The sequence below is a fragment of the Pseudomonas sp. PAMC 26793 genome (assembly GCF_000313235.1).
Taxonomy (GTDB): Bacteria; Pseudomonadota; Gammaproteobacteria; order Pseudomonadales; family Pseudomonadaceae; genus Aquipseudomonas; species Aquipseudomonas yamanorum.
In genome coordinates this window covers 143048-168182 of record NZ_AMXG01000026.1, presented here as the reverse complement: position 1 = coordinate 168182, position 25135 = coordinate 143048, and the positions used below count along the sequence as shown (strand labels likewise).

The 25135-nt window shown below is 59.6% G+C and carries 18 protein-coding genes and 4 tRNA genes; 8 read left to right on the top strand and 14 right to left on the bottom strand.

Features of this window, described 5'->3' with window-relative positions; genetic code table 11:
- The first annotated feature begins 7 nt into the window (after positions 1-7).
- Both D109_RS0111050 and nhaA read left to right on the top strand, forming a co-directional pair.
- Positions 8-1186, top strand: coding sequence for an MFS transporter (locus tag D109_RS0111050; RefSeq protein ID WP_017476937.1), 1179 nt, complete (start codon positions 8-10; stop codon positions 1184-1186).
- A 115-nt stretch (positions 1187-1301) separates the two neighbouring features.
- On the top strand, positions 1302-2636 hold the full coding sequence (gene nhaA / locus D109_RS0111045; protein WP_017476936.1) for a Na+/H+ antiporter NhaA: 1335 nt from the start codon (positions 1302-1304) through the stop codon (positions 2634-2636).
- An 89-nt stretch (positions 2637-2725) separates the two neighbouring features.
- Here the strand turns inward: nhaA and D109_RS0111040 are convergent, their stop codons facing one another.
- From D109_RS0111040 to D109_RS0110995, 10 genes are all read right to left on the bottom strand, one after another.
- A complete protein-coding gene (locus tag D109_RS0111040; RefSeq protein WP_017476935.1) occupies positions 2726-4600 on the bottom strand; it encodes a SurA N-terminal domain-containing protein in 1875 nt (624 codons plus the stop codon).
- Between the two features lie 230 nt (positions 4601-4830).
- Positions 4831-5103, bottom strand: a complete 273-nt coding sequence (locus D109_RS0111035; RefSeq protein ID WP_003174819.1) for an HU family DNA-binding protein — start codon at positions 5101-5103, stop codon at positions 4831-4833.
- Between the two features lie 146 nt (positions 5104-5249).
- The gene (lon, locus tag D109_RS0111030; protein WP_017476934.1) at positions 5250-7646 is read right to left on the bottom strand and encodes an endopeptidase La; all 2397 of its coding nucleotides are present in this window, start codon (positions 7644-7646) and stop codon (positions 5250-5252) included.
- Positions 7647-7797: 151 nt separating this feature from the next.
- A complete protein-coding gene (gene clpX / locus D109_RS0111025) occupies positions 7798-9081 on the bottom strand; it encodes an ATP-dependent Clp protease ATP-binding subunit ClpX (RefSeq protein WP_003207856.1) in 1284 nt (427 codons plus the stop codon).
- Positions 9082-9193: 112 nt separating this feature from the next.
- Positions 9194-9829 carry an ATP-dependent Clp endopeptidase proteolytic subunit ClpP gene (clpP, locus tag D109_RS0111020; RefSeq protein ID WP_003174822.1) on the bottom strand — a complete coding sequence of 212 codons (636 nt, stop codon included), beginning with the start codon at positions 9827-9829 and terminating at the stop codon, positions 9194-9196.
- 92 nt (positions 9830-9921) lie between these two features.
- Positions 9922-11232: a trigger factor gene (gene tig, locus D109_RS0111015; protein ID WP_026077885.1), complete on the bottom strand. Its 1311-nt coding sequence runs from the start codon at positions 11230-11232 to the stop codon at positions 9922-9924.
- Between the two features lie 402 nt (positions 11233-11634).
- A tRNA-His gene (locus D109_RS0111010) sits at positions 11635-11710 on the bottom strand.
- Positions 11711-11792: 82 nt separating this feature from the next.
- Positions 11793-11877, bottom strand: a tRNA-Leu gene (locus D109_RS0111005).
- A gap of 53 nt (positions 11878-11930) precedes the next feature.
- Positions 11931-12006, bottom strand: a tRNA-His gene (locus D109_RS0111000).
- Between the two features lie 32 nt (positions 12007-12038).
- Positions 12039-12115 (bottom strand) — tRNA-Arg (locus D109_RS0110995).
- Between the two features lie 230 nt (positions 12116-12345).
- Here D109_RS0110995 and folD point away from each other — a divergent pair.
- On the top strand, positions 12346-13200 hold the full coding sequence (gene folD / locus D109_RS0110990) for a bifunctional methylenetetrahydrofolate dehydrogenase/methenyltetrahydrofolate cyclohydrolase FolD (RefSeq protein ID WP_017476932.1): 855 nt from the start codon (positions 12346-12348) through the stop codon (positions 13198-13200).
- A gap of 208 nt (positions 13201-13408) precedes the next feature.
- A complete protein-coding gene (gene pbpG, locus D109_RS0110985; protein ID WP_017476931.1) occupies positions 13409-14341 on the top strand; it encodes a D-alanyl-D-alanine endopeptidase in 933 nt (310 codons plus the stop codon).
- 46 nt (positions 14342-14387) lie between these two features.
- Here pbpG and D109_RS0110980 read toward each other — a convergent pair whose 3' ends face one another.
- Positions 14388-15017, bottom strand: coding sequence for a peptidase C39 family protein (locus D109_RS0110980; protein WP_017476930.1), 630 nt, complete (start codon positions 15015-15017; stop codon positions 14388-14390).
- A 263-nt stretch (positions 15018-15280) separates the two neighbouring features.
- Here D109_RS0110980 and D109_RS1000000134565 point away from each other — a divergent pair, with 263 nt between their 5' ends.
- On the top strand, positions 15281-15442 hold the full coding sequence (locus tag D109_RS1000000134565; RefSeq protein WP_010166825.1) for a hypothetical protein: 162 nt from the start codon (positions 15281-15283) through the stop codon (positions 15440-15442).
- Between the two features lie 4 nt (positions 15443-15446).
- On the opposite strand, the gene D109_RS0110970 is transcribed toward D109_RS1000000134565, so the two are convergent.
- Positions 15447-15857 carry a hypothetical protein gene (locus D109_RS0110970; RefSeq protein WP_017476929.1) on the bottom strand — a complete coding sequence of 137 codons (411 nt, stop codon included), beginning with the start codon at positions 15855-15857 and terminating at the stop codon, positions 15447-15449.
- A 216-nt stretch (positions 15858-16073) separates the two neighbouring features.
- Between D109_RS0110970 and D109_RS0110965 the strand changes: the two genes are divergently transcribed.
- Genes D109_RS0110965 through D109_RS0110955 form a run of 3 tightly spaced genes read left to right on the top strand, consistent with a single transcriptional unit; the run spans position 16074 to position 21853 of the window.
- A complete protein-coding gene (locus D109_RS0110965; protein ID WP_017476928.1) occupies positions 16074-19295 on the top strand; it encodes an efflux RND transporter permease subunit in 3222 nt (1073 codons plus the stop codon).
- Positions 19285-20451, top strand: a complete 1167-nt coding sequence (locus D109_RS0110960) for an efflux RND transporter periplasmic adaptor subunit (protein WP_017476927.1) — start codon at positions 19285-19287, stop codon at positions 20449-20451. The genes D109_RS0110965 and D109_RS0110960 overlap by 11 nt, the downstream gene beginning before the upstream one ends.
- Complete coding sequence (locus D109_RS0110955; RefSeq protein ID WP_017476926.1) at positions 20435-21853, top strand: efflux transporter outer membrane subunit; 1419 nt, start codon at positions 20435-20437, stop codon at positions 21851-21853. The genes D109_RS0110960 and D109_RS0110955 overlap by 17 nt, the downstream gene beginning before the upstream one ends.
- A gap of 142 nt (positions 21854-21995) precedes the next feature.
- Here D109_RS0110955 and D109_RS0110950 read toward each other — a convergent pair whose 3' ends face one another.
- Positions 21996-23279, bottom strand: a complete 1284-nt coding sequence (locus D109_RS0110950; protein WP_017476925.1) for a Zn-dependent hydrolase — start codon at positions 23277-23279, stop codon at positions 21996-21998.
- A gap of 179 nt (positions 23280-23458) precedes the next feature.
- Positions 23459-24946, bottom strand: a complete 1488-nt coding sequence (locus D109_RS0110945; RefSeq protein ID WP_017476924.1) for an NCS1 family nucleobase:cation symporter-1 — start codon at positions 24944-24946, stop codon at positions 23459-23461.
- Positions 24947-25135: the final 189 nt, after the last annotated feature.

The following is a 25135-nucleotide window of genomic DNA, read 5'->3' as shown; positions in this document are numbered from 1 at the left end:
AATAAACATGAGTGACAGCGCCTTACCCTCCTCGCCCCTTGCGGCGAGCCCCGAACGCCTGCCCCTGGGCGGTCTGCTGGCATTGGCTACCGCCGGCTTCATCACCATCCTCACCGAAGCCATGCCAGCGGGCCTGCTCCCGCAAATGGGCGCTGGCCTTGGGGTGTCCGATGCCTTGGTCGGCCAGTTGGTGACCCTTTACGCCCTTGGTTCGCTGCTGGCCGCGATTCCCCTGACCATCGCCACCCGGGGCTGGCGCAGGCGGCCGTTGCTGATGATTGCCATCGGCGGGTTTGCCTTGGTCAACAGTGTGACGGCGTTTTCCAGCGATTACCTGCTGACCCTGGTGGCGAGGTTCTTCGCCGGGGTGTTCGCGGGATTGCTTTGGGCGCTGCTCGCCGGTTACGCCAGCCGAATGGTCGCACCGCACTTGCAAGGCCGGGCGATTGCCGTGGCCATGCTCGGCGCGCCATTGGCGCTGTCGCTCGGCGTGCCAGCCGGGACATTCCTGGGCACCACGGTAGGCTGGCGCCTGAGCTTTGCGATCATGACCGGCCTGACGGTTGTGCTGCTTGCCTGGGTGCGCTGGCAGGTTGCGGACTTTGCCGGGCAACGAGCGGAAAAACGCCTGGGACTGCGTCAGGTGCTGGCATTGCCGGGGATTCGTCCGGTGCTGTTTGTGACCTTCACCTACGTGCTGGCCCATAACATTCTCTACACCTATATCGCGCCGTTCCTGGAACCCGCCGGGATGGCAGCGGACATTGATCAGGTGCTGCTGGTATTTGGCCTGGCAGCACTGCTGGGCATCTGGATGGTCGGCGCGCTGATTGATCAACGGCTGCGGGCCTTATTGGTGATCAGTTGCGGGATGTTCGCACTCTCAGCATTGGCGCTGGCGTTCTGGATGACCTCGCCGGCCGTGATCTACACCACGGTGGCGTTATGGGGGCTGGCGTTTGGCGGCCTCCCGGCATTGCTGCAAACGGCGCTGGCCAAGTCAGCCGGGGATTCAGCCGATGCCGCGCAGTCGATGCTGGTGACGGTATGGAACCTGGGCATCGCCGGTGGTGGGCTGCTCGGCGGCATGTTGCTGCAAGGTTGGGGAGTGACATCGTTTCCAGGGGCAGTCGCCGCGTTGGTCGTGCTGGCCCTGATGGCAACGTTGCGTTTAGCCGATGTTTAAACGAAACGTGACGTAATGTTTCTTAACTCTTATGATCGCACCGGGTGCGCTGCTGCATACGGCACAGCGCAGGTTAAAGGATAAGCATTGGTCGGGCCGCCAATGGAGACTTGTCGTGCCTGATAAACACCCTGCTATTCCTCGCCCCCAGGTTTTGGTCGAAGGCGCCCTGTCTGCATTGGAGCGGTTTTCACGCATCGAGGCCGTCAGCGGCATCGTGTTGTTGCTGGCGGCGATTGTCGCGCTGATCTGGGCCAACAGCCCGGTCGCCGATTCCTACGAACACTTCTGGAACACCCCACTCACCATCGGGCTGGGAGACTTCACCGTCTCGCGCTCGTTGCACTTCCTGGTGAACGACGGGTTGATGACCATCTTCTTCCTGGTGGTGGGCGCCGAGATTCGCCAGGAGATCCGGGACGGCGCACTCGCCAACCTGAAACTGGCTACCCTGCCCTTGGGCGCTGCGCTGGGTGGCGTGCTAATGCCGGCGCTGATCTACACCCTGCTCAATCATGGCACCGAAGCGGCCAGCGGCTGGGCCGTGCCCACCGCCACCGACATCGCGTTTGCCGTAGGCGTGCTGGCGCTGTTGGGTAAATCGATTCCGGCCGGCGTGCGCATCTTGCTGCTGGCGCTGGCGATCATTGATGACATCGTCGCCATCCTGATCATCGCGATCTTCTACACCGCAAGCCTTGACTACATGGGCCTGGTGATCGCGGCCTGTGGGTTGGCGCTGGTGCTGATTTTCCAGCGGATGGGCATCGGCAAGGCCGTTGTGTACCTGTTGCCAGGGGCGATTGTCTGGTTTGGCCTGCTCAAGACCGGCGTCCATCCGACGCTCGCGGGCGTAATGCTTGGCCTGATAACGCCCGTCACTTCCAGACCCACTCGGGAACGCCCTCTGGACACCATCGGGCGCACATTTAACGAACTGATGGACCGGCTTTCGCATCCGGCTGAAAGTGCCCATCAGGTCGCCAAACCATTGAAGCAATTGAGACAGGCCCAACGGGAAATGTTACCGCCGGTGCAACGCATTCAGGCCGGTCTACACCCCTGGGTGGCCTTCGGCGTCATGCCTCTGTTTGCCCTGGCCAACGCGGGGGTGAGCCTGCAAGGGTTCAACCTGGACGACCCACTGCCCCACGGTGTGTTCATGGGGGTCATCCTGGCGTTGGTACTCGGCAAGCCGCTGGGGGTGATGCTGGCGAGTGTCGTGCTGGTCAAACTGAACATCTGCACGCTGCCGGAGGGCGTGACCTGGAACGGCGTCGCCCTGGTGGGCCTGCTGGCGGGGATTGGTTTCACCATGTCGATTTTCATCTCGTCGCTGGCCTTCTCCGATCCGACGCTGCTGTCGGCTGCCAAGCTGAGTGTGCTGAGCGCTTCGACCCTGGCGGCTGTGATTGGCCTGAGTTGGGGCAAGCTCAAGTTTGCGCGTTGAATCAAGACTGGTTGAGTCCGCTGATTAGAGGATAAAAAAAGACCCCGGTCTCTTCAGGCCGGGGTCTTTTTATTCAGGCAGTAACGCGATCAGAACTTCTTGATCTCAGCCTTGGTTTCCAGCTGCTTGCGATAGGCAGCGAAGTCTTGCTGACCGATACGCGAAGCGAGGAAGCGGCGGTACTGAGCTTTCTCGTCATCGGTCGGGGCAGCGGCTTCGTTGACCGCGTTCAAGCGCACGATCACCAGGCTACCGTCTGGCAGGGTCACACTGGTGAAGGTCGGCTTGTCCTTGGCCGCAGGCTTTGGCATGCGGAACAGGGCTTGCAGCACGGCAGGCTCGACGCCTTCCTGGCCACGGGTGGCCCCTTCGGTGACTTTCCAGGCCTGGCCATCCACCGGCTGGCTCAGCGGTGTCTTGCCATCACGCAGGTTGGCAATCAGCTCGTCCGCGTGAGTCTTCGCCGCAGCGCTTGCGCGCTCCTTGGTCAACTGGGCACGGATGGCAGTGGCAACGCTTTCCAGCGGCAGCTGGGTAGGCTTCAAGTGCTCTTTGGCACGCAGCACCACGATGGTTTCCGGATCCAGCTCGATGGCGGTGCTGTTGGCACCTTCATCCAGTACTTCAGGGCTGAATGCAGCGGTCACCACGGCACGGTTGGCAGCAATGCCTTCGCCACCCTCACGGCCAAACGGCGCGGAGGTGTGCACGGTCAACTTCAGGTCCGACGCCGGCTGGGCCAGGTCGGAAGCTTCGAATGCAGCGTCTTCCAGTTGCTTGGTCGCGTCGACGAAACGCTGTTCAACCTGCTGGGTCTTGAGCTCGCGGGTCAGCTTGTCTTTCAGGCTGGCGAACGATGGCACTTCTGGTGCTTCAACGCCCAACAACTTGATCAGGTGCCAGCCGAAGCTCGAACGCACCGGTGCCGAGACCTGGTCCTTGTTCAACGCGTACAGCGCTGTTTCAAAGGCAGGGTCGTAGACGCCTGGGCCGGCGAAACCGAGGTCACCGCCATTGCTCGCAGAACCTGGATCCTGGGAGAACTCCTTGGCCAGGGCTTCGAATTTCTCGCCTTTGGCCAGGCGTGCCTGGATCTCTTCGATCTTGGCCTTGGCCTGCTCGTCAGTGGTCTTGTCGTTGACTTCAATCAGGATGTGCGCCGCGCGACGCTGTTCAGCGAGGTTGGCGGTTTCTTTCTGATAGAGGGCTTGCAGCTCATCGTCCTTGACCGCGACCTGGTCGAAGAAGGAGGCCTTCTTCAGCTCCAGATAGTCGATGACCACCTGGTCCGGGGTCATGAACTCTTTGGCGTGCTGGTCGTAGTAAGCCTTGACCTCGTCGTCGGTGATCTTCACCGCCGCAGGGTTGGCCTTGACGCTGACGGTGGCGAAATCGCGGGTCTGTTTTTCCAGACGGGCGAAAGCGAGCACCTCGGCATCCGTCACAAAACCGCTGCCGGCAATACCAGCACGCACCTGGCCGATCAGCATTTCCTGGCTCAGCATCTGACGGAATTGCATACGGCTGTAGCCCAACTGACGGATCACCTGGTCGAAACGCTCAGCGTTGAACTGGCCATCCACCTGGAATTCCGGCGTCTGCAGGATCACTTGATCCAGCGCAGCTTCGGAGAAAGCGAATTTCGAATCGGCAGCGCCTTGCAGCAGCAGCTTGCGATCGATCAGGCTTTTAAGAGCGGCGTCGCGCAGCAGCTTTTCGTCCAGCAAAGAAGCATCGAAGTCCTTGCCCAGCTGTTGCATCAGCTGACGACGTTGCATGTCGACGGCCTGGCCCAGTTCGCTTTGGGTGATTTCTTCACCGTTGACCTTGGCCACGTCCTGCTTGTTGTTGGTCGAAGCCTGAAAGATGGCCTCGATACCGGTGAACGCCATCAATGCGACGATGATCCCGATAATAGTTTTGGCAATCCAGCCTTGTGAATTGTCCCTGATATTCTGCAGCATGCGTCCCCCAGAAACGGTTGAACTTCAAAATTAGGCAACCGTGGAGCGTGGGTAGAGTCCGGATAGAAGAAAGGCGCATCCGAGGATGCGCCTTCTCGTAACTGGCGGAGCGGACGGGGGTTTGAACCCACACCCCCGGCGTGGCGACCCGATGGATACGTGGGTCAGCTGCCGCTCCGCTGCCAGGTCAGACCTTCGTCAGACCCGGATGGGTAAGGCTTGAGCGAAGCTTAGTTAACGGCTTCTTTCAGGGCTTTACCGGCTTTGAAACCTGGTTTTTTTGCAGCGGCGATTTGCAGAGCCTTGCCAGTCTGTGGGTTACGGCCAGTGCGAGCTGGACGATCGGTCACAGAGAAAGTACCGAAACCAACCAGTACCACAGAGTCGCCGGCCTTGAGAGCGCCAGTGACGGATTCGATTACTGCGTCCAGCGCACGGCCAGCAGCGGCTTTCGGGATATCAGCAGATGCAGCGATAGCATCAATCAGTTCCGACTTGTTCACTCTAAGTCCCCTTTTATCTATTGAGTATGATTCTAAGTTTTTTGGTGAAAGCAAAAACCAGTGCTGAATGGCCTACAGACACTTAAGAGCCGCTTTATAACAAGGGCTCTAAAAAGCTGTCAAGGAAGCCCCCAGGCTTAAACGTATTAATGCGTGCTAATTCTTTCCTTAGAGTCAGACTCGCGTTTTTCATCCTTTGCAACTATCTCCGGAGCCACATCCGGCAAGGGCTCCGGCGCGTATTGCAGCGCAATTTGCAGGACCTCGTCAATCCATTTAACCGGTTTAATCTGCAGATCCTGCTTGATATTGTCAGGAATCTCCTTCAAGTCGCGAACATTCTCTTCAGGAATGATCACGGTCTTGATACCACCACGGTGTGCAGCCAGCAATTTCTCTTTGAGGCCACCAATGGCCAGTACCTGACCACGCAGGGTGATTTCCCCGGTCATGGCGACATCGGCGCGCACCGGAATGCCGGTCAGGGCTGATACCAGTGCCGTGCACATGCCTACGCCTGCGCTAGGGCCGTCTTTCGGGGTCGCCCCTTCCGGCATGTGGATGTGGGTGTCGTGCTTCTCGTGGAAGTCCAGGGGAATCCCCAGGCTCTTGGCGCGGCTGCGCACCACGGTCTGCGCGGCAGTGATGGATTCGACCATCACGTCACCCAGGGAACCGGTCTTGATCAGTTGCCCTTTGCCCGGGATAACGGCGGCCTCGATGGTCAGCAATTCGCCGCCCACTTGAGTCCACGCCAGGCCAGTGACCTGACCCACCTGGTCCTGCTGCTCAGCCAGGCCGTAGCGGAATTTACGCACGCCCAGGAAGTGTTCCAGCAGCTCAGCGGTGACCTTCACCGAGAAGCGTTTTTCCAGGGCATGTTCCTTCACCGCCTTGCGGCAGATCTTCGCCAGTTGACGCTCAAGGCCCCGTACACCGGCCTCGCGGGTGTAGAAGCGAATGATGTCGCGGATCGCGTCGGCATCAAATTCGATCTCGCCTTTTTTCAGGCCGTTGGCCGCAATCTGCTTGGGCGAGAGGTATTTGACTGCGATGTTGATCTTCTCGTCTTCGGTGTAACCCGGCAGACGAATCACCTCCATCCGGTCCAGCAAGGCTGGCGGAATATTCATCGAGTTGGAGGTGCACAGGAACATTACGTCGGACAGGTCGTAGTCGACTTCCAGGTAATGGTCGTTGAAATTGTGGTTCTGCTCAGGGTCGAGCACTTCCAGCAAAGCCGATGCCGGATCGCCACGCATGTCGCTGCCCATTTTGTCGATTTCATCGAGCAGGAACAGCGGGTTGCGCACACCCACCTTTGTCATCTTTTGAATCAATCTTCCTGGCATCGAACCGATATAAGTCCGGCGATGACCACGGATTTCCGCTTCATCACGCACGCCACCCAAGGCCATGCGTACGAATTTACGGTTTGTTGCGTGAGCAATCGACTCGGCCAGCGAGGTTTTACCCACGCCAGGAGGACCGACCAGGCACAACACCGGGCCGCGAATCTTCTTCACGCGCTTTTGCACGGCGAGGTATTCGAGGATGCGTTCTTTGACTTCTTCGAGACCGTAGTGATCGGCGTCCAGAATATCTTCGGCGCGAGCCAGGTCCAGGCGCACCTTGGTCTGGGCCTTCCACGGCACCTGCACCAGCCAGTCGATGTAAGAGCGAACCACGGTGGCTTCGGCCGACATCGGCGACATCTGCTTGAGCTTGTTCAGCTCGGCGGTGGCCTTGGTCAAGGCGTCTTTTGGCAGGCCGGCGGCATCGATGCGCTTTTTCAGCTCTTCGATTTCGTTATGGCCTTCCTCGCTGTCGCCGAGCTCTTTCTGAATGGCCTTCATCTGCTCATTCAGGTAGTACTCGCGCTGGCTGCGCTCCATTTGCTTTTTGACACGCCCGCGAATGCGCTTCTCAACCTGCAGCAGGTCAATTTCGGCATCCAGCAGCGCCAGGACGTGCTCGACCCGGGCCGACAAATCGATGATTTCGAGAATGTCCTGCTTCTGCTCAATTTTCAGCGCCATGTGCGCGGCCATGGTGTCGACCAGGCGGCTTGGCTCATCAATGCTGTTGAGGGAAGAGAGGACTTCTGCGGGGACTTTCTTGCCCAACTGCACGTATTGCTCGAACTGGGACAGCAGGCTGCGCACGAACACTTCAGATTCGCGCTCAGGGGCGTCGACTTCGTCGATCAGCGCCACTTCGGCGCGCAGGTGGCCGTCCACTTCCATGAAGCGCTCGACCGCACCGCGCTGCTCACCTTCCACCAGCACCTTGACGGTACCATCAGGCAGCTTGAGCAGTTGCAGGACAGTTGCAACAGTGCCGACGCGATACAGGGCGTCTTCGCCCGGATCATCGTCAGCAGGATTTCTCTGGGCCAGCAGCAGGATCTGCTTGTCGCCCGTCATCGCGGCCTCGAGGGCTTCGATAGACTTCTCGCGCCCCACGAACAGCGGGATAACCATGTGCGGATAGACGACGACATCACGCAACGGCAGGAGAGGCAATTCGATGGTTGTCTTCATGATTTCGCCTCTATGACAGATGAAAGTAAGCTTGAAACCAAGATGGGGGCTGCCTGCAAAAAAAACAAGCGTAATGGCATCAGTTAAACGCAGTAAAAACAAAGGGGCCCGTCAAGGCCCCTTCATTTTGTACAGCTCGGCGGCGCAACGCTTACGCGTCTGGCGCAGCCTTGGCAGCCGGCTCACTGTTTTCGTAGATATACAGTGGCTTGGACTTGCCTTCTATAACGCTTTCGTCGATCACCACTTTACTCACCTCGGACTGCGAGGGGATTTCGTACATGGTGTCGAGCAGTACGCCTTCGAGGATCGAGCGCAAACCACGGGCGCCGGTCTTGCGCTCCAGTGCCCGCTTGGCCACCGATTTGAGCGCGTCAGCACGGAACTCGAGGTCCACACCTTCCATCTCGAACAGCTTGGCGTATTGCTTGGTCAGGGCGTTTTTCGGCTCGGTGAGGATCTGCATCAACGCAGCCTCATCCAACTCGTCCAACGTCGCCAGCACTGGCAGACGGCCAACGAATTCCGGGATCAGACCGAACTTGACCAAATCGTCAGGCTCGACTTCACGCAGGGATTCACCGACTTTCTTGCCTTCTTCCTTGCTGCGTACTTCTGCACTGAAGCCAATGCCACCGCGGGTGGAACGGTTTTGAATAACCTTTTCCAGACCGGAGAACGCACCGCCACAGATGAACAGGATGTTGCGCGTATCAACCTGAAGGAATTCCTGCTGTGGATGCTTGCGGCCGCCCTGTGGCGGTACGGAAGCAACAGTACCTTCGATCAGCTTCAACAGCGCTTGCTGCACACCTTCACCGGAAACGTCCCGAGTGATCGACGGGTTGTCGGACTTACGCGAAATCTTGTCGATTTCATCGATGTAGACAATGCCCATCTGGGCCTTTTCCACGTCGTAGTCGCATTTCTGCAGCAACTTCTGAATGATGTTCTCGACGTCTTCACCCACGTAACCGGCCTCGGTAAGAGTGGTTGCGTCGGCGATGGTGAAGGGAACGTTCAGCAGGCGAGCCAGGGTTTCTGCAAGCAGGGTTTTACCCGAGCCTGTAGGACCGATTAGCAAGATGTTGCTTTTGCCGAGCTCGACATCGTCACTTTTCTTGTCACGCTGGTTCAGACGCTTGTAGTGGTTGTACACCGCTACGGCCAGAACCTTCTTTGCACGCTCTTGACCAATCACATACTGATCAAGGATGCCGCTGATTTCTTTAGGCGAAGGCAATTTATGCGCGCTGCTTTCGGCCTGGGCTTCCTGCACCTCCTCACGGATGATGTCATTGCACAGGTCGACGCACTCGTCGCAGATAAAGACCGAGGGGCCGGCAATCAACTTGCGTACTTCATGCTGGCTTTTGCCACAGAAGGAGCAATAGAGCAGCTTGCCGTTGTCCTCGCCGTTGCGGGTGTCAGTCATTCGTTCGATCCAAATCCGATAGGCTTGCAACACAAGATGAAGGCTATTGAGGGCTTTTTCAAGTCCACTGGTGGTCGGACCTGCCGACCAGCCCTATTTTGAGGTGCTTATATTAAGCGGGGCGCTTTTCGATCACTGCATCGATCAACCCGTATTCACGCGCGGCTTCGGCGCTCATGAAATTGTCACGGTTGGTGTCGCGCTCGATCTCTTCCAGGGTATGCCCGCTATGTTTGGCCATCAGCGTGTTGAGACGCTCACGAATAAAGAGGATTTCCTTGGCATGGATTTCGATGTCCGATGCCTGGCCCTGGAAACCGCCCAGTGGCTGGTGAATCATCACGCGCGAGTTCGGCAGGCAGTAACGCTTGCCCTCAGCACCAGCGGTCAGCAGGAAAGCACCCATGCTGCACGCCTGACCGATACAGGTGGTCGATACGTTCGGCTTGATGAACTGCATGGTGTCGTAGATCGACATGCCAGCTGTTACCGAACCGCCCGGGGAGTTGATGTAGAGATGGATGTCCTTGTCCGGGTTTTCCGCTTCAAGGAACAGCAGCTGCGCACAGATCAGGTTGGCCATGTAGTCCTCTACCGGACCAACCAGAAAGATCACTCGCTCCTTGAGCAGGCGCGAGTAGATGTCATAGGCGCGTTCGCCACGAGCAGATTGCTCGACAACCATCGGGACCAGGCCGCCAGCGGCCTGGATATCAGAGTTCTGCTGAATATACGAATTACGGAACATGCTCTGCAGTTACTCCCAAATAGTCATGTCTTGAATACGCATAAGCCAGCGCGAGGCTGGCTTATGGGTGTATTTTCAAACGAGTTGAGCGATCAGTCGGCTTGTGCTGCTTCAGCCGGCTTGACTGCTTCTTCGTAAGAGACCGCTTTATCGGTCACCTTAGCCTTCTGCAGAACAGTATCCACAACTTGCTCTTCCAGCACAACCGAACGCACTTCGTTCAGTTGCTGGTCGTTCTTGTAGTACCAAGACACAACAGCCTCAGGCTCCTGGTAGGCCGAAGCCATTTCCTGGATCATTTCGCGAACGCGGGCTTCGTCTGGCTTGAGGTCGAATTGCTTGACCACTTCAGCCACGATCAGACCCAGTACAACGCGGCGCTTGGCTTGTTCTTCGAACAGCTCGGCAGGCAGTTGGTCAGGCTTGATGTTGCCACCGAACTGCTGAACAGCCTGCACACGCAGACGATCAACTTCGTTGGACAGCAGGGCCTTCGGCACTTCGATCGGGTTGGCGGCCAGCAGACCATCCATCACCTGGTTCTTGACCTTGGATTTGATGGCCTGACGCAGCTCACGCTCCATGTTCTTGCGAACTTCGGTGCGGAAACCTTCGATGCCGGTTTCCTTGATACCGAACTGGTTGAAGAATTCTTCGTTCAGTTCTGGCAGCTTAGGCTCGGAAACGGTGTTGACGGTCACGGTGAACTCGGCGGCTTTGCCAGCCAAGTCCAGGTTCTGATAGTCAGCCGGGAAAGTCAGGTTCAGAACGCGCTCTTCGCCGGCTTTGGCGCCAACCAGGCCGTCTTCGAAACCAGGGATCATGCGGTTGGAACCCAGTACCAACTGGGTGCCCTTGGCGGAGCCGCCAGCGAATGCTTCGCCGTCAACCTTGCCAACGAAATCGATGTTCAGCTGGTCTTCGTTCTGGGCAGCACGATCGGCCAATTCAAAACGGGTGTTCTGCTTGCGCAGGATTTCCAGCATGTTGTCCAGATCGGAGTCAGCAACATCAGCGCTCAGGCGCTCGATGGCGATCGAATCGAAACCGGCAACTTCGAACTCAGGGAACACTTCGAAGATTGCAACGTATTCCAGATCCTTGCCGGCTTCCAGGGACTTAGGCTCGATGGAAGGCGAGCCAGCCGGGTTCAGCTTTTGCTCGACTACGGCTTCGTAGAAGGAAGCCTGGATCACGTCACCTACAGCTTCCTGACGGGCATCAGCACCGAAGCGGCGCTTGATTTCGCTCATTGGCACTTTGCCTGGACGGAAACCAGCGATCTTGGCCTTTTGGGCAGTCTGCTGCAGACGCTTGTTGACCTGGGTCTCGATGCGCTCAGCCGGCACGGTGATGCTCATGCGGCGCTCAAGAGCAGAAGTATTTTCAACAGAAACTTGCATGGATATTCCTCGTTGCACAGACGTTAGCTGGCCGTTTCCGACCCCAGAATCAAGGGCATGCATTCTAGTGGGTCAAACTCAAGAAGTCACCCTACTGAAAACGGGTAAAAAAACAGCAGGCAATTTATAGGTACGAATGCACGAGTGCAGCTCGCCCCGGTAGCAAATACATCCCATCACGCCAGGGCTCTGCGCCAACCCTTCTATATATAGAAGCAGCTGCCAATCATCTCCCTGACAACCGGCCCTGCGGACAAGGCCAGCGAGCAGTGCGGCATCATCGCGAAACATAAATACGACGAAACGCCCTACCCCTGCAGCCCAGCACCTGCGACTGCGTTGAAACTCAAACCGCTGAAACAAAAAAGGCGCCAGACTATTAATCTGGCGCCTTTCGAAATATGGGGTGGACGAAGGGGATCGAACCCTCGACAACGGGAGTCACAATCCCGTGCTCTACCAACTGAGCTACGCCCACCATATTGCGTGACCAAAAAGCCCGTCAAAATGGCTATTTGTTGAACCTCGCGACGACCATCCGGCCTTCACAAAGCTTTATTTGGTGCGGATGAAGAGACTCGAACTCTTACGCCTCGCGGCGCTGGAACCTAAATCCAGTGTGTCTACCAATTCCACCACATCCGCATGAAGCTCTTAAAGCAAAGGCGCCAGACTGTTAATCTGGCGCCCTTTAAATATGGGGTGGACGAAGGGGATCGAACCCTCGACAACGGGAGTCACAATCCCGTGCTCTACCAACTGAGCTACGCCCACCATATTGCGCTACTTGTGCCAAAGCTGCCTAATGGCGCACCCGGCAGGACTCGAACCTGCGACCATCCGCTTAGAAGGCGGATGCTCTATCCAGCTGAGCTACGGGCGCCTTATTAATCTGTACTCTTGGAGGATTACAAACTAACCAGTGCTAGGCTGTGCCCGACAAGTGCGACGAATAGTATAGATGCACCCGAAACCCGTCAAATCCTTTTTATAAAAAATTCATTTTATTTAAGGGGTTAGGGGAATTTGCAGACCAAGCGCCTTTGCCCTCGCGCCACGGCATGCGAGAATGCGCGCACTTTTCTTCCCCCTCTCGATGGTTAATCACGCGTAATGACTGCACAACTTATCGACGGCAAATCAATCGCCGCCAGCCTGCGCCAGCAGATCGCCAAACGAGTCGCCGAGCGCAGCCAACAAGGCCTGCGCACGCCGGGCCTCGCGGTGATCCTGGTCGGCAGCGATCCTGCCTCTCAGGTTTATGTCTCGCACAAGCGTAAAGACTGTGAAGAGGTCGGCTTTATTTCAAAAGCCTACGACTTGGATTCCGACACCACCCAGCAGGCCCTCACCGACCTGATCGACAGCCTCAATGACGATCCGGCCATCGACGGCATCCTGCTGCAACTGCCATTGCCCGAGCACCTCGACGCGTCGAAACTGCTCGAACGCATCCGCCCGGACAAAGACGTCGACGGCTTCCACCCTTATAACGTCGGCCGCCTGGCCCAGCGTATCCCGCTGCTGCGCCCGTGCACCCCGAAGGGCATCATGACCCTGCTGGAAAGCACTGGCGTCGATCTGTATGGCCTGGACGCCGTCGTCGTCGGCGCCTCGAACATCGTCGGTCGCCCGATGGCCATGGAACTGCTGCTGGCCGGCTGCACCGTGACCGTCACCCACCGCTTCACCAAGGACCTGGCGGGCCACGTTGGCCGTGCCGACCTGGTGGTGGTCGCCGCCGGCAAGCCGGGCCTGGTCAAGGGTGAGTGGATCAAGGAAGGCGCCATCGTCATCGACGTAGGCATCAACCGCCAGGACGACGGCAAGCTGGTGGGCGACGTGGTGTACGAAACCGCCCTGCCCCGCGCTGGCTGGATAACCCCGGTCCCGGGTGGCGTTGGCCCGATGACCCGTGCCTGCCTGCTGGAAAATACCCTGTATGCAGCCGAAACTCTGCACGACTAATAACCAGCCGCTCTGAAAAAGCCCTGCCTTATCGCAGGGCTTTTTATTGGCCGGATAAAAAGTACTTTTTTCTTTGTTTTTAAGGGCTTTCATCTGTTTTCAGAAGAACATTCGACAGTTTCTGATCCATACTCCTAAAATGTAACGGCATTTATCAGAAAGTCCGTGCAGAACGGTATATCCCTACTTTTTTAGCGAGTTCATCCGCGTGAAAATTCATCTTTCCATCATCAGCCTATTTTTTGCATTTACAGGCACCTTCGCGAACGCCAGCGAAACCACCATGGCCCCCCGCGACATGTCCACCCTGCACATCGCTTCCGGCAGTGCGATGGTGGTAGACCTGCAGACCAACAAAGTCATCTATGCCAGCAACCCGGATGTCATCGTGCCGATCGCCTCAGTGAGCAAACTGATGACCGGTCTGATCGTGCTGGAAGCCAAGCAAAACATGGACGAGTACATCGACATCAACATCAAGGACACGCCAGAGATGAAAGGCGTGTTCTCCCGGGTCAAGATCGGCAGCGAGATGCCGCGCAAAGAGATGTTGCTGATTGCCCTGATGTCCTCGGAAAACCGCGCCGCCGCCAGCCTGGCCCACCACTACCCGGGCGGCTACCCGGCCTTTATCGCGGCGATGAACGCCAAGGCCAAGGCGCTGGGCATGACCAGCACCCACTATGTAGAGCCCACCGGCTTGTCGATCCACAACGTGTCCACCGCCCGTGACTTGAGCAAACTGCTGGCCGCTGCACGCAAGTACCCGATGCTCAGCCAGTTGAGTACCACCAAGGAAAAGACCGTCTCGTTCCGCAAACCCAACTACACCCTGGGTTTCTCCAACACTGACCACCTGATCAACCGCGCCAACTGGGACATCAAGCTGACCAAGACCGGCTTCACCAACCAGGCCGGCCACTGCCTGGTGCTGGTGACCAGCATGGGCAATCGCCCGGTGTCGCTGGTGATCCTCGACGCCTTTGGCAAATTCACCCACTTTGCTGATGCTGGACGCATCCGCAGCTGGGTCGAAACCGGGAAGAGCGGCTCGGTGCCAGACGTCGCCTTGCGCTACAAGGCTGACAAAAACCTGAAGAACCGCCCACGGGCGAATGTTCAGGTCACCGAATCCCGCTGATTCGTAAACAGACACATAAAAAACGGCGCCCTTGAGCGCCGTTTTTTTATTTGGCCTGACTGGCCAATGTCTTGACTGCCTGGGCCGCCGCCTGTTCCTGGCCCGCCTGGGCCGTGGCGCTGGCAGCCTGCTGCCAACGCTGGGCGTCGACCTTGACAGGCAACTGGGTGGGCCGCTGAACCAGCACCGCCCACTTGCCCGCGTCTTTCCACGCTGACTCAAACGTACTGAAATCCATCGGCATGCGCCGCGCCAACCCCGAACGCAGCAGCACCATGCTCTTCTGCTTGTTGTACCCCACCACCACGACATACCGCGGCCCGGCCCAGAAGGTCGAGCCCTGGGTGATGCGCGCCATCACCGGGTACCCGGCCGCGACCTGTGCCAGCAGCGCCGGCAGCTGATCTTCCAGCGGGTACACCAACATCCCGTATTCACGGGCCAGCACCTGCATGTTGCGCTCAAGGTCCGCTTCAGCACCCGGCAAATGCAGTGGTTTATCCAATAGCCCCGGTGTAATCACAATGCCTTGTTGGGACAGCATGCTGGCCAGAGCGGCCGGGCCACCGAGGTAAGTCTCGCCGCGAAACGCCGGCACGCCCTTGAGCTCGACACTCTCCGGCAGGCCCGGGATGCTCGTGGGTTTTGGATGCGAGGTGCAGGCCGCCAGCCCCATGAAACAGGCTGCGACCCACCAGGAGGTTTTAATGTTCGAGGGAAACCGCAACTTCTTCACTCACTTGATCAACTGCCGACGTGGGCCCTGATCATAGGACGCTCCGGGGCGCGGGTATAGCCTTGTGCCGCAGTAAAAGGCCCGCCATAGAGCAAACAAGTTGGACGCACACGACCATTGGTCAATAGCAGGCAACCTGCGCATAGCTAGACTGTCCATTGAGAAGACAGTGTGTGCCCGGTACCGGGCGAAAGGAGGCACTTATGAGCCTGACAACAACGATTCTGCTTTTGATCTGTGGCTGGTTGGCCGTCGCCGCCGCCATGCTTTGGGGCGTGATGCGCGTGACCCGCCGGCACCATCACCCACAGGTAAAACCCGCAGCACCCGGCAAGCTGCACAAACCCGCCGGGCACCACGCCTGACGCCTTAGCCAGGCATGCAACTGAAGTCATCGGTCTGCGCCAATTCCTTGCCGTGGCTATCCTTCAACTCGGCACGCACCGTCGTACCCAGGCTGGATTCCACCAGGGTGTAATGCTCGCCGGCCTTGAAGTTGCCGTAGGTCACATGCCCGCGACAATCCTGCTGGTTATCATCCCCCGCCTCTTCTTCAAACAAGGTGACATCCAGGCGATGCGCGCCGGGTTTCACTTCGAAGTAGCGGCCATCATTAATGTTTTTACCGTCTACCCGCTCGGCCATCAGGTCGTTGGGTGCCTCCTCTTGCAGGCCGATCCAGGCTTCGCTCGGGTCCGCCTTAGGCATCGGGCCGGCACACGCCGACAACAGCAGGACCGCACTCAAGGCCGGGATCAACAACAAGGGTTTAAGAGACATGGCAGAACTCCAAATGGATAAAGAGTGAACAGGCGAAACAGCTCCCGTTCGATCGGTATCCAGCTTGGTACCGTCACCATTGTTGAACAAATGAATACATATGAAAGGATCTTCAGCCGTTAACTAAATCTTCCTTCACCTGGCTGAAAGGTGCGTGTTAGGTGGGTCGGGCAAGACTGCCGGGGTTTGCAATCCCACTCCTTTGGAGGTTACGGCATGCTCGGGCTGGTAAAGACCGCACTGCTCAAGCCCTACACGTTTATCGTGCTGGCAATATTCATCTGCATCATTGGGCCCATGGCGGCCTTGCGTACCCCCACTGACGTATTTCCCGATATTGGCATCCCCGTCGTCGCGGTGGTGTGGCAGTACAACGGCCTGTCTCCGGACGCCATGGCCGGTCGCGTGATCTACACCTACGAACGCTCCCTGAGTACCACCGTCAACGACATCGAACACATTGAATCGCAGTCGTTACCCGGCATGGGCATCGTGAAGATTTTCTTCCAGCCCGGCGTGGATATCCGCACCGCCAACGCCCAGGTAACCGCGGTGTCACAAACCGTGCTCAAGCAGATGCCACCGGGCATCACCCCACCACTGATCCTCAACTACAGCGCCTCCACGGTGCCGATCCTGCAGATGGCGTTCTCCAGCCCCAGCCTGTCGGAAGCGAAAATCCGCGACCTGGTGCAGAACAATATCCGCCTGCCCCTGAGTGCCCTGCCCGGCCTGGCCATGCCCACGCCAATGGGCGGCAAGCAACGCCAGATCACCCTCGACCTCGACCCACAGGCGCTGGCCGCCAAAGGCCTCTCGGCACAGGACGTGGGCAACGCCCTGGCCCTGCAAAACCAGATCATCCCGGTGGGTACCGCCAAACTCGGCCCCAACGAATACACGATCCTGCTCAACAACAGCCCCAAGGCGATTGATGAGCTCAACGACCTGCCGATCAAGACCGTCGACGGCGCGATCATCACCATCGGCCAGGTGGCCCACGTGCGTGACGGCTCGCCGCCGCAGACCAACATCGTGCGCGTCGACGGCCACCGTGCGGTGCTGATGCCGGCCCTGAAAAACGGCAGCATCTCCACCCTGTCGATCATCGACGGCATCCGCCAGATGCTGCCGCGCATCAATGAAACGTTGCCGCCTTCACTGAAGACCTCACTGCTGGGCGACGCCTCGGTGTTCGTCAAACAGTCAGTAGGCAGCGTCGCCCAGGAAGGCATCATCGCGGCCTTGCTGACCAGTGCGATGATCCTGCTGTTCCTCGGCAGCTGGCGCTCGACCCTCATCATCGCCGCGTCGATTCCCTTGGCGGTGCTCTCGGCCATCGCACTGCTGGCCGCCACCGGGCAAACCCTCAACGTCATGACCCTCGGCGGGCTGGCGTTGGCGGTGGGGATCCTGGTGGATGACGCCACGGTGACCATCGAGAACATCAACTGGCACCTGGAGCAAGGCAAGGCGGTGAAGGACGCGATCCTCGACGGCGCCAAGCAAATCGTCGGCCCGGCGTTCGTGTCCCTGCTGTGTATCTGCATCGTGTTCGTGCCGATGTTCATGCTCCAAGGCATCGCCGGTTATCTGTTCCGTCCGATGGCGTTGGCGGTGATTTTCGCCATGGCCAGCTCGTTCATTCTGTCGCGAACGTTGGTGCCGACCCTGGCGATGTTCCTGCTCAAGCCTCACGTGCCGGAGCAAGGCCAGGGCCATCACCCGGAAGACGAATTCATCAACCATCACGAGGGCGACCAGCACAAACCCCAGCGCAACGCCGTGCTGCAATCGGTGCTGAATTTCCAGCAGGGTTTCGAGCGTCACTTCTCCAACGTGCGGGACGTTTACCACAGCCTGCTGACCCTTGCCCTGGGTGCACGCAAGCGATTCATCGTGGGTTTTCTGGCGTGCATCCTCGCCTCGTTCCTGCTGCTGCCAAGCCTGGGCCAGGACTTCTTCCCGGCCACCGACGCCGGGGCCATGGCCCTGCACGTGCGCTTGCCGTTGGGCACGCGGATCGAAGAAAGCGCCGCCGCGTTTGACCGGATCGAAGCGCGGATTCGCGAGATCGTTCCGGCCGATGAACTCGACACCATCGTCGACAACATTGGCATCCCGCTGAGTGGCATCGACATGGCCTACAGCAGCAGCGGCACCATCGGCCCGCAAGACGGTGACATCCAGGTCACCCTGAAAAAAGACCACGCGCCGACCGCCGACTACGTGAAAAAACTGCGTGAAGCCCTGCCCGAAAGTTTCCCCGGCAGCCAGTTCGCCTTCCTGCCGGCGGACATCAGCAGCCAGATCCTCAACTTCGGTTCACCGGCCCCGCTGGATGTGAAAATCTCCGGGCGCAGCGATGAAGAAAACCGCGCCTACGCCGTGGAACTGGAGCGTCGCCTGAAACACGTACCGGGCATTGCCGACCTGCGTATCCAGCAGTCCACCGGCTACCCGTCTCTGCAAGTCAACGTGGATCGGATGCGCGCCAACGGCCTGGGCATCACCGAGCGTGACGTGACCAACAGCATGGTTGCGTCCCTGGCCGGCAGTTCGCAAACCGCACCGACGTTCTGGCTGAACCCGGCCAACGGCGTGTCGTATTCAATCGTGGCGGCAACCCCGCAGTACCGCCTCGACAGCCTGCCCTCCCTGGAAGCGCTGCCGGTGACCGGTGCCGATGGCCAGTCGCAAATCCTCGGCGGCGTAGCGACCATCTCTCGCGTGCAAAGCCCGGCGGTGGTGACCCACTACAACATCGAACCGACCCTGGACCTGTACGCCAACGTGCAAGGCCGCGACCTCGGCGGCGTCGCCAGCGATGTGCAAAAGGTGCTGAATGACATGGCCCCGATGCGTCCCAAAGGCGCGACCATCAGCCTGCACGGGCAGATCGATGCGCTGCATGAAGCGTTCAACGGCTTGAGCTTCGGCCTGCTCGGCGCGGTGGTGCTGATCTACCTGCTGATCGTGGTCAACTTCCAGTCCTGGACCGACCCGTTCGTGATCATCACCGCGCTGCCGGCGGCCCTGGCGGGCATCGTGTGGATGCTGTTCCTCAGCGGCACCTCGTTGTCGGTGCCTGCACTCACGGGGGCCATCCTCTGTATGGGCGTGGCCACCGCCAACTCGATCCTGGTGGTGAGCTTCTGCCGAGAACGCCTGGCGGAACATGGCGACGCCCTCAAGGCCGCACTGGAAGCCGGCTACACCCGTTTCCGCCCGGTCTGCATGACCGCCCTGGCGATGATCATCGGCATGTTGCCGCTGGCCTTGTCCGAAGAACAAAACGCGCCGCTGGGGCGTGCCGTGATCGGCGGCCTGATCCTCGCCACCACTGCCACTTTGCTGTTTGTACCCGTGGTCTTCAGTTTGGTCCACGGTCGTCACCCTACTCGCGCTGCTGCTGGAGAAACCCCACATGTCGTCTGATCACAAACCCTCGCGCAAGCGTCTGATGCTCATGGGTATCGGCGGCCTGACACTGGCTGCCCTGTTGGTCGCCAACGGCCTGCACGCCCGTACGATGCATGAAAAATCCGTCACCGCCTGGACCGAAACCGCCGCCGTGCCGCAGGTGCTGGTGTTCCAGCCGAAGCAGAACGCGGCCGGCGACACCCTGCGCCTGCCCGCGCACCTGGAAGCCTGGAGCAAGGCACCGATTCATGCGCGGGTCAGCGGCTACCTGAAAGACTGGAAAGTCGACATCGGCAGCCAGGTCAAGGCCGGGCAAATCCTGGCCGAGATCGACAGCCCCGACCTCGACCAGCAGGTAGCACAAACCCACGCGCGCATGGTGCAGGAACAGGCCAACGCACGGCTGGCGGAAACCACCGCCACCCGCTGGAAAAACCTGCTGGACAGCCATTCGGTATCGCGCCAGGAGGCCGATGAAAAAACCTCCAACGCACTGGCTGCCAAGGCTAACGCCCAGGCCGCCGAGGCAGACTATGCGCGGCTCTCGGCGCTGGAAGACTACAAGACCATTCGCGCGCCATTCGCCGGTGTGATCACCGCGCGCAACACCGACATCGGCCAGTTGATCAAGGCCGACAGCGACAGCGATCCCGAGCTGTTCGACATCGCCGACACCCACCAACTGCGCCTCTACGTGCCGGTGCCGCAGAACTATGCGGCGGTGATTCATCCCGGGTTGACCGCCCAACTGACGGTACCCGAGCATCCTGGCGAACACTTCAGCGCGAAGCTGATGGGCGACTCCACCGCCATCGACCGCCGCTCCGGCACGCTGCTCGCGCAGTTCGTGGCCGACAATCCGGACGGCAAGCTGCTGCCCGGCGACTATGCCGAGGCCACCCTGGCGATTCCGGCGGACACCCATGGCGTGAGCATCCCGGCCAGCGCCCTGATCTTCCGCGCCCAAGGCACCCAGGTCGCGGTTCTAGACGCCAAGAACCATGTGCACCTGCAAGACATCCACATCGGCCTCGACCTCGGCGAACGCCTGGTGATCGATCAAGGCCTGAAACCCGCCGATCGCGTAGTCGACAACCCACCCGACGCCCTGCGCGAAGGCGACGCCGTGCAACTGGCCGATGCCGGAGGTGTCCATGCGCCCAAGGCTTAAACCCCTCGCGGCCTTGGTGTTGCTGGCGCTGCACGGTTGCTCGCTGGCGCCCACCTACAAGGCACCGACCCTTGACCTGCCGGCCAAATACCGCGAACAGACCAGCGATGGCCCGTGGCACAGCGCACAACCCTCCGACCAACTGGCGCCGAAGTGGTGGCAGCTGTATCAGGACCAGCGCCTGAACGACCTGCAGGAACAACTGCTCAAGGCCAACCCGGACCTGGCAGCGGCGCTGGCGCATTTCGATGCGTCCCAGGCGTATGCCAGCCAACTGCATGCCGGGTTGTTCCCACAAATCACCGCCAGCGCACAGCCGTTGCGCCAGCGGCAATCGGACAGTCGGCCACTGCGGGGCGATACCCAACCTTCGGTGTACAACAGCAACACGGCGGGGTTTGCGCTGAGCTTTGATCTGGATCTGTGGGGCAAAATCCGCAACCAGGTGGCGGCTGGCGATGCGCAGGCCCAAGCCTCCGGGGATGATTTGGCGGTGGCACGCCTGAGCCTGCAGCATCAGTTGGCGACGCTGTACGTGCAGCTCAACGGGCTGGATGCCCAGAGCCGGATTCTCAGCAGTTCGCTGGATGATTTTAGCCAGGCACTGAAACTGACCCGCAGCCGGTATGAAGGCCAGATCGCTTCGGAGCTGGACCTGACCCGGGCGCAGAATCAGCTGGCTGAAGCCGAGGCGCAGCTTGACGATGTACGCGGTCAACGCAATCTCACCGAGCATGCGATTGGGGAATTGGTGGGTGTGTCGGCCAGTGAGTTCCAGCTGCCGCCGAGCCAGCAATTGATCGCCTTGCCGGGAATTCCACAGCAGTTGCCGAGCCAGTTGCTGCAACGTCGGCCGGATATTGCGGCGGCGGAACGGCGGGTGTTCGCGGCCAACGCGAATATCGGCGTGGCCAAGGCCGCGTGGTACCCGGATTTCAGTTTGACCGGCTTGATTGGCGGGCAGACCCAAGGTGTAGGCAACTTGTTCTCGGCAGCCAATCGGTACTGGGCGCTGGGGCCGCTGGTGAATCTGCCGATCTTTGATGGCGGGCGGTTGAGCGCCAATGAGCGCCAGGCCAAGGCGGAGTTTGAAGAGGCTTCGGCGCACTATCGCAGCCAGGTGTTAAGAGCCGTACGTGAGGTGGAAGACAACCTTGGCCAACTGCGTGATTTGCAGCAGGAAGCAATGGATGAACAAGCCGCCGCAAATGCCGCCGAGCATACGCAGGCGCTGGCGATGAACAGTTACCAGGCGGGGGCAGTGAGTTACCTGGATGTGGTGACGGCGCAGACCGCAGCGTTGCAGGCGCAGCGAACGTTGCAAGCGGTGCATACGCGGCAGTTGCAGGCAAGTGTAGGGTTGGTGACGGCGCTGGGCGGAGGCTGGAAGCCCGACGCCTGATACCTGTCTCAAGAACAACAGTGATCAACTGTGGGAGCGGGCTTGCTCGCGAAGGCGGTGGGTCAGCCAACAAGTCTGGTGCTGACACACCGCCTTCGCGAGCAAGCCCGCTCCCACATTTTATCGCAGTGACTGGACGTACTCAGGCAGCCAGTTTGCCGCTGGCAATCGCCACCGAAGCCGCCACCATCGCCCGCAACAACACCGCACAGCCCGCCGCCAGATCATCCGGCGCGGCATTCTCGATTTCGTTATGGCTGATGCCGCCTTCGCACGGCACAAAGATCATCCCCGCCGGCCCCAGCTCCGCGACGAAAATCGCGTCATGCCCTGCCCCGCTCACAATGTCCATGTTCGACAGTCCCAGGCCGTTGGCCGCGTCACGCACGGCATCCACGCAGCCCTTGTCGAAATACAGCGGCGGGAAGTCAGCAGTGGGGGTCATCTCGAACGTCAGGCCGTGCTTGGCGCAGGTCTCGTCGATCACCTTGCGCACCAGGGCAATCATTGAGTCCAGTCGCGCCGGTTCCAGATGACGGAAGTCCAGGGTCATGCGCACTTCGCCAGGAATGACGTTGCGCGAACCCGGATACGCTTGCAGGCAACCGACGGTGCCACAGGCGTGAGGCTGATGACCCAACGCCGCCGCGTTAACTGCAGCCACCACGGCCGCGGCACCGACCAGGGCATCCTTGCGCAGGTGCATCGGGGTCGGCCCGGCATGCGCCTCGACACCCCGCAGTTTCAGGTCGAACCATTTCTGGCCAAGGGCACCCAGCACCACGCCGATGGTTTTCTTCTCATCCTCAAGAATCGGGCCTTGCTCGATATGCGCTTCGAAATATGCGCCGACCTTGTGCCCGCTCACTGGCCGCGTACCGGCATAACCAATGGCATTCAGCGCGTCGCCCACGGTCACGCCGTCCGCATCCGTCTTCGCCAGCGTATCGGCCAGGGTGAATTTTTCGGCAAACACCCCGGAGCCCATCATGCAGGGCGGAAAGCGTGAGCCTTCTTCGTTGGTCCATACCACCACTTCCAGCGGTGCTTCGGTTTCCACTCTCAGGTCATTGAGGGTGCGCAACACCTCAACGCCTGCCAGCACACCAAAACAGCCATCAAACTTGCCACCGGTGGGCTGGGTGTCGATATGGCTGCCGGTCATCACCGGCGGCAACTGGGGATTGCGCCCTGGCCGGCGGGCGAAGATATTGCCGACGCCATCGATGGTCACGGTACAGCCCGCTTCCTCGCACCACTTCACAAACAGGTCGCGGGCCTGGCGATCGAGGTCGGTCAGGGCCAGGCGGCAGACGCCGCCCTTGGGCGTGGCGCCGAGCTTGGCAAGTTCCATCAGGGACAGCCACAGACGATCGCGGTTGATGTGCTGATGGGTGGATTGCAGAACGTCTACGGCAGCGTTCATGGGGATCTCCTCAGGCAGTAGTTCTTATGAATTTGACCAGACTCTCACTGGCAGACTGCGATCAAAAATGTGGGAGCGGGCTTGCTCGCGAATACGGTGTGCCAGTCGCCCGATGTGTTAGCTGAATCACCGCCTTCGCGAGCAAGCCCGCTCCCACATTGGATTGCATTCCACATCGATTAAAGCGGTGTTTTTACGGCGACGACGCGGGCGCCGCGCTTCATGCACAGGGCGTAATACAGCAACCCGCCGAGCGCCGAACCGGTGAACCAGCCATAGCTGTAGAACCAGCTGAAGGCATCGCTGCCCAGGGACAACAGCGTCAGCACCACCGGCACGCCGAAGGCGAGGAAGCCATGCCAGTTCCACGCCGGGTACACGTCATCGCGGTACAAGCCGGCAAGGTCCAGTTGCTGTTTCTTGATGATGAAATAGTCCACCACCATGATCCCGGCAATCGGCCCCAGCAGGCTTGAGTAACCCAGCAGCCAGTTGGAGTAGACGGTTTCCAGGCTCACGTCGGAGATGATCAGCCCAAGCTTTTTCAGCAGTTCGTGGGCCATCAGCGCCAGGCCCACCAGGCCGGTGAGGACCACCGCCGTGGTGCGGTTGATCAGCTTGGGCGCGATGTTCTGGAAGTCGTTGGTGGGCGAGACGATGTTCGCCGCGGTGTTGGTGGACAAGGTGGCGATGATGATCAGCGCCATGGCCACGGCCACCCATATCGGGCTCTGGATATGGCCGATCAGGGTGACCGGGTCGGAGACGCTGACACCCACCAGTTTCACCGAGGCGGCAGTCATGATTACGCCGAGGGCGGCGAACAGGAACATGGTCAGCGGCAGGCCAAAAATCTGCCCGAGGATCTGGTCTTTCTGGCTCTTGGCGTAGCGGCTGAAGTCGGGAATGTTCAATGACAAGGTGGCCCAGAAACCTACCATCGCCGTCAGGCCCGCCATGAAGTAGCCGGTGAGGCTCGCGCCTTCGGGACGCTTGGGTGGGATCGCCATCAGCTCGGTCAGCGAGACATTCGGCAGCGCCCACACCAGCAGCCCGATTCCCACCGCCACCAGCAGCGGTGCCGACAGGGTTTCCAGCCATTTGATCGACTCGGCGCCACGCAATACCACCCACAGGTTCAGGGTCCAGAAGATCATGAAACCGATCACTTCACCGGTGCCGCCAAGGGATTTCCAGCCCTCAAACACTGAGCCGAGAAACAGGTGAATCGCCAGGCCGCCAAACATCGTCTGGATGCCGAACCAGCCACACGCCACCAGGGCGCGAATCAGGCACGGCACGTTGGAACCGAGCACGCCGAAGGACGAGCGCAGCAACACCGGAAACGGGATGCCGTACTTGGTACCGGGGAAGGCGTTGAGGGTCAGCGGGATCAACACCACGATATTGGCCAGCAGGATCGCCATCAGCGCCTCGCCCACCGACAACCCGAAGTACGCGGTGAGCACGCCGCCCAGGGTGTAGGTCGGCACACACACCGACATGCCGATCCACAGCGCGGTGATGTGCCACTTGTTCCAGGTGCGTTCGCGCACCTTGGTTGGTGCCATGTCGTGGTTGTAGCGGGGGCTGTCGAGGACGTCGGGGCCGGCGTCGAGTTCGTACAGGCCGTTGCGTTCAATGACTTGCGATCTGTTCTGTTGCATGGCCGCTCCACGGTTTTTTCGAATTATTTTTGCTCACCCCGTGACGTGCACGGGATGGCCGGAGTACCGCGTTGACAACATGACATCCGGGACCCGGCCAACCGCCACCGCACTCAATAACCGTGCCGTAAACCGTTGCCCTTCCCGCACCGCTTATATAACTCGCTGATGTTTATCAGCTTTATTGTC

Bases quoted from the DNA above. Each gene is read 5' to 3' on its own strand.
- D109_RS0111050 (WP_017476937.1), top strand. From the start codon at position 8: ATGAGTGACAGCGCCTTACCCTCCTCGCCCCTTGCGGCGAGCCCCGAA.
- D109_RS0111040 (WP_017476935.1), bottom strand. From the start codon at position 4,600: ATGCTGCAGAATATCAGGGACAATTCACAAGGCTGGATTGCCAAAACT.
- lon (WP_017476934.1), bottom strand. From the start codon at position 7,646: ATGAAGACAACCATCGAATTGCCTCTCCTGCCGTTGCGTGATGTCGTC.
- clpX (WP_003207856.1), bottom strand. From the start codon at position 9,081: ATGACTGACACCCGCAACGGCGAGGACAACGGCAAGCTGCTCTATTGC.
- clpP (WP_003174822.1), bottom strand. From the start codon at position 9,829: ATGTTCCGTAATTCGTATATTCAGCAGAACTCTGATATCCAGGCCGCT.
- tig (WP_026077885.1), bottom strand. From the start codon at position 11,232: ATGCAAGTTTCTGTTGAAAATACTTCTGCTCTTGAGCGCCGCATGAGC.
- folD (WP_017476932.1), top strand. From the start codon at position 12,346: ATGACTGCACAACTTATCGACGGCAAATCAATCGCCGCCAGCCTGCGC.
- D109_RS0110980 (WP_017476930.1), bottom strand. From the start codon at position 15,017: ATGGGGCTGGCGGCCTGCACCTCGCATCCAAAACCCACGAGCATCCCG.
- D109_RS1000000134565 (WP_010166825.1), top strand. From the start codon at position 15,281: ATGAGCCTGACAACAACGATTCTGCTTTTGATCTGTGGCTGGTTGGCC.
- D109_RS0110970 (WP_017476929.1), bottom strand. From the start codon at position 15,857: ATGTCTCTTAAACCCTTGTTGTTGATCCCGGCCTTGAGTGCGGTCCTG.
- D109_RS0110965 (WP_017476928.1), top strand. From the start codon at position 16,074: ATGCTCGGGCTGGTAAAGACCGCACTGCTCAAGCCCTACACGTTTATC.
- D109_RS0110960 (WP_017476927.1), top strand. From the start codon at position 19,285: ATGTCGTCTGATCACAAACCCTCGCGCAAGCGTCTGATGCTCATGGGT.
- D109_RS0110955 (WP_017476926.1), top strand. From the start codon at position 20,435: ATGCGCCCAAGGCTTAAACCCCTCGCGGCCTTGGTGTTGCTGGCGCTG.
- D109_RS0110950 (WP_017476925.1), bottom strand. From the start codon at position 23,279: ATGAACGCTGCCGTAGACGTTCTGCAATCCACCCATCAGCACATCAAC.
- D109_RS0110945 (WP_017476924.1), bottom strand. From the start codon at position 24,946: ATGCAACAGAACAGATCGCAAGTCATTGAACGCAACGGCCTGTACGAA.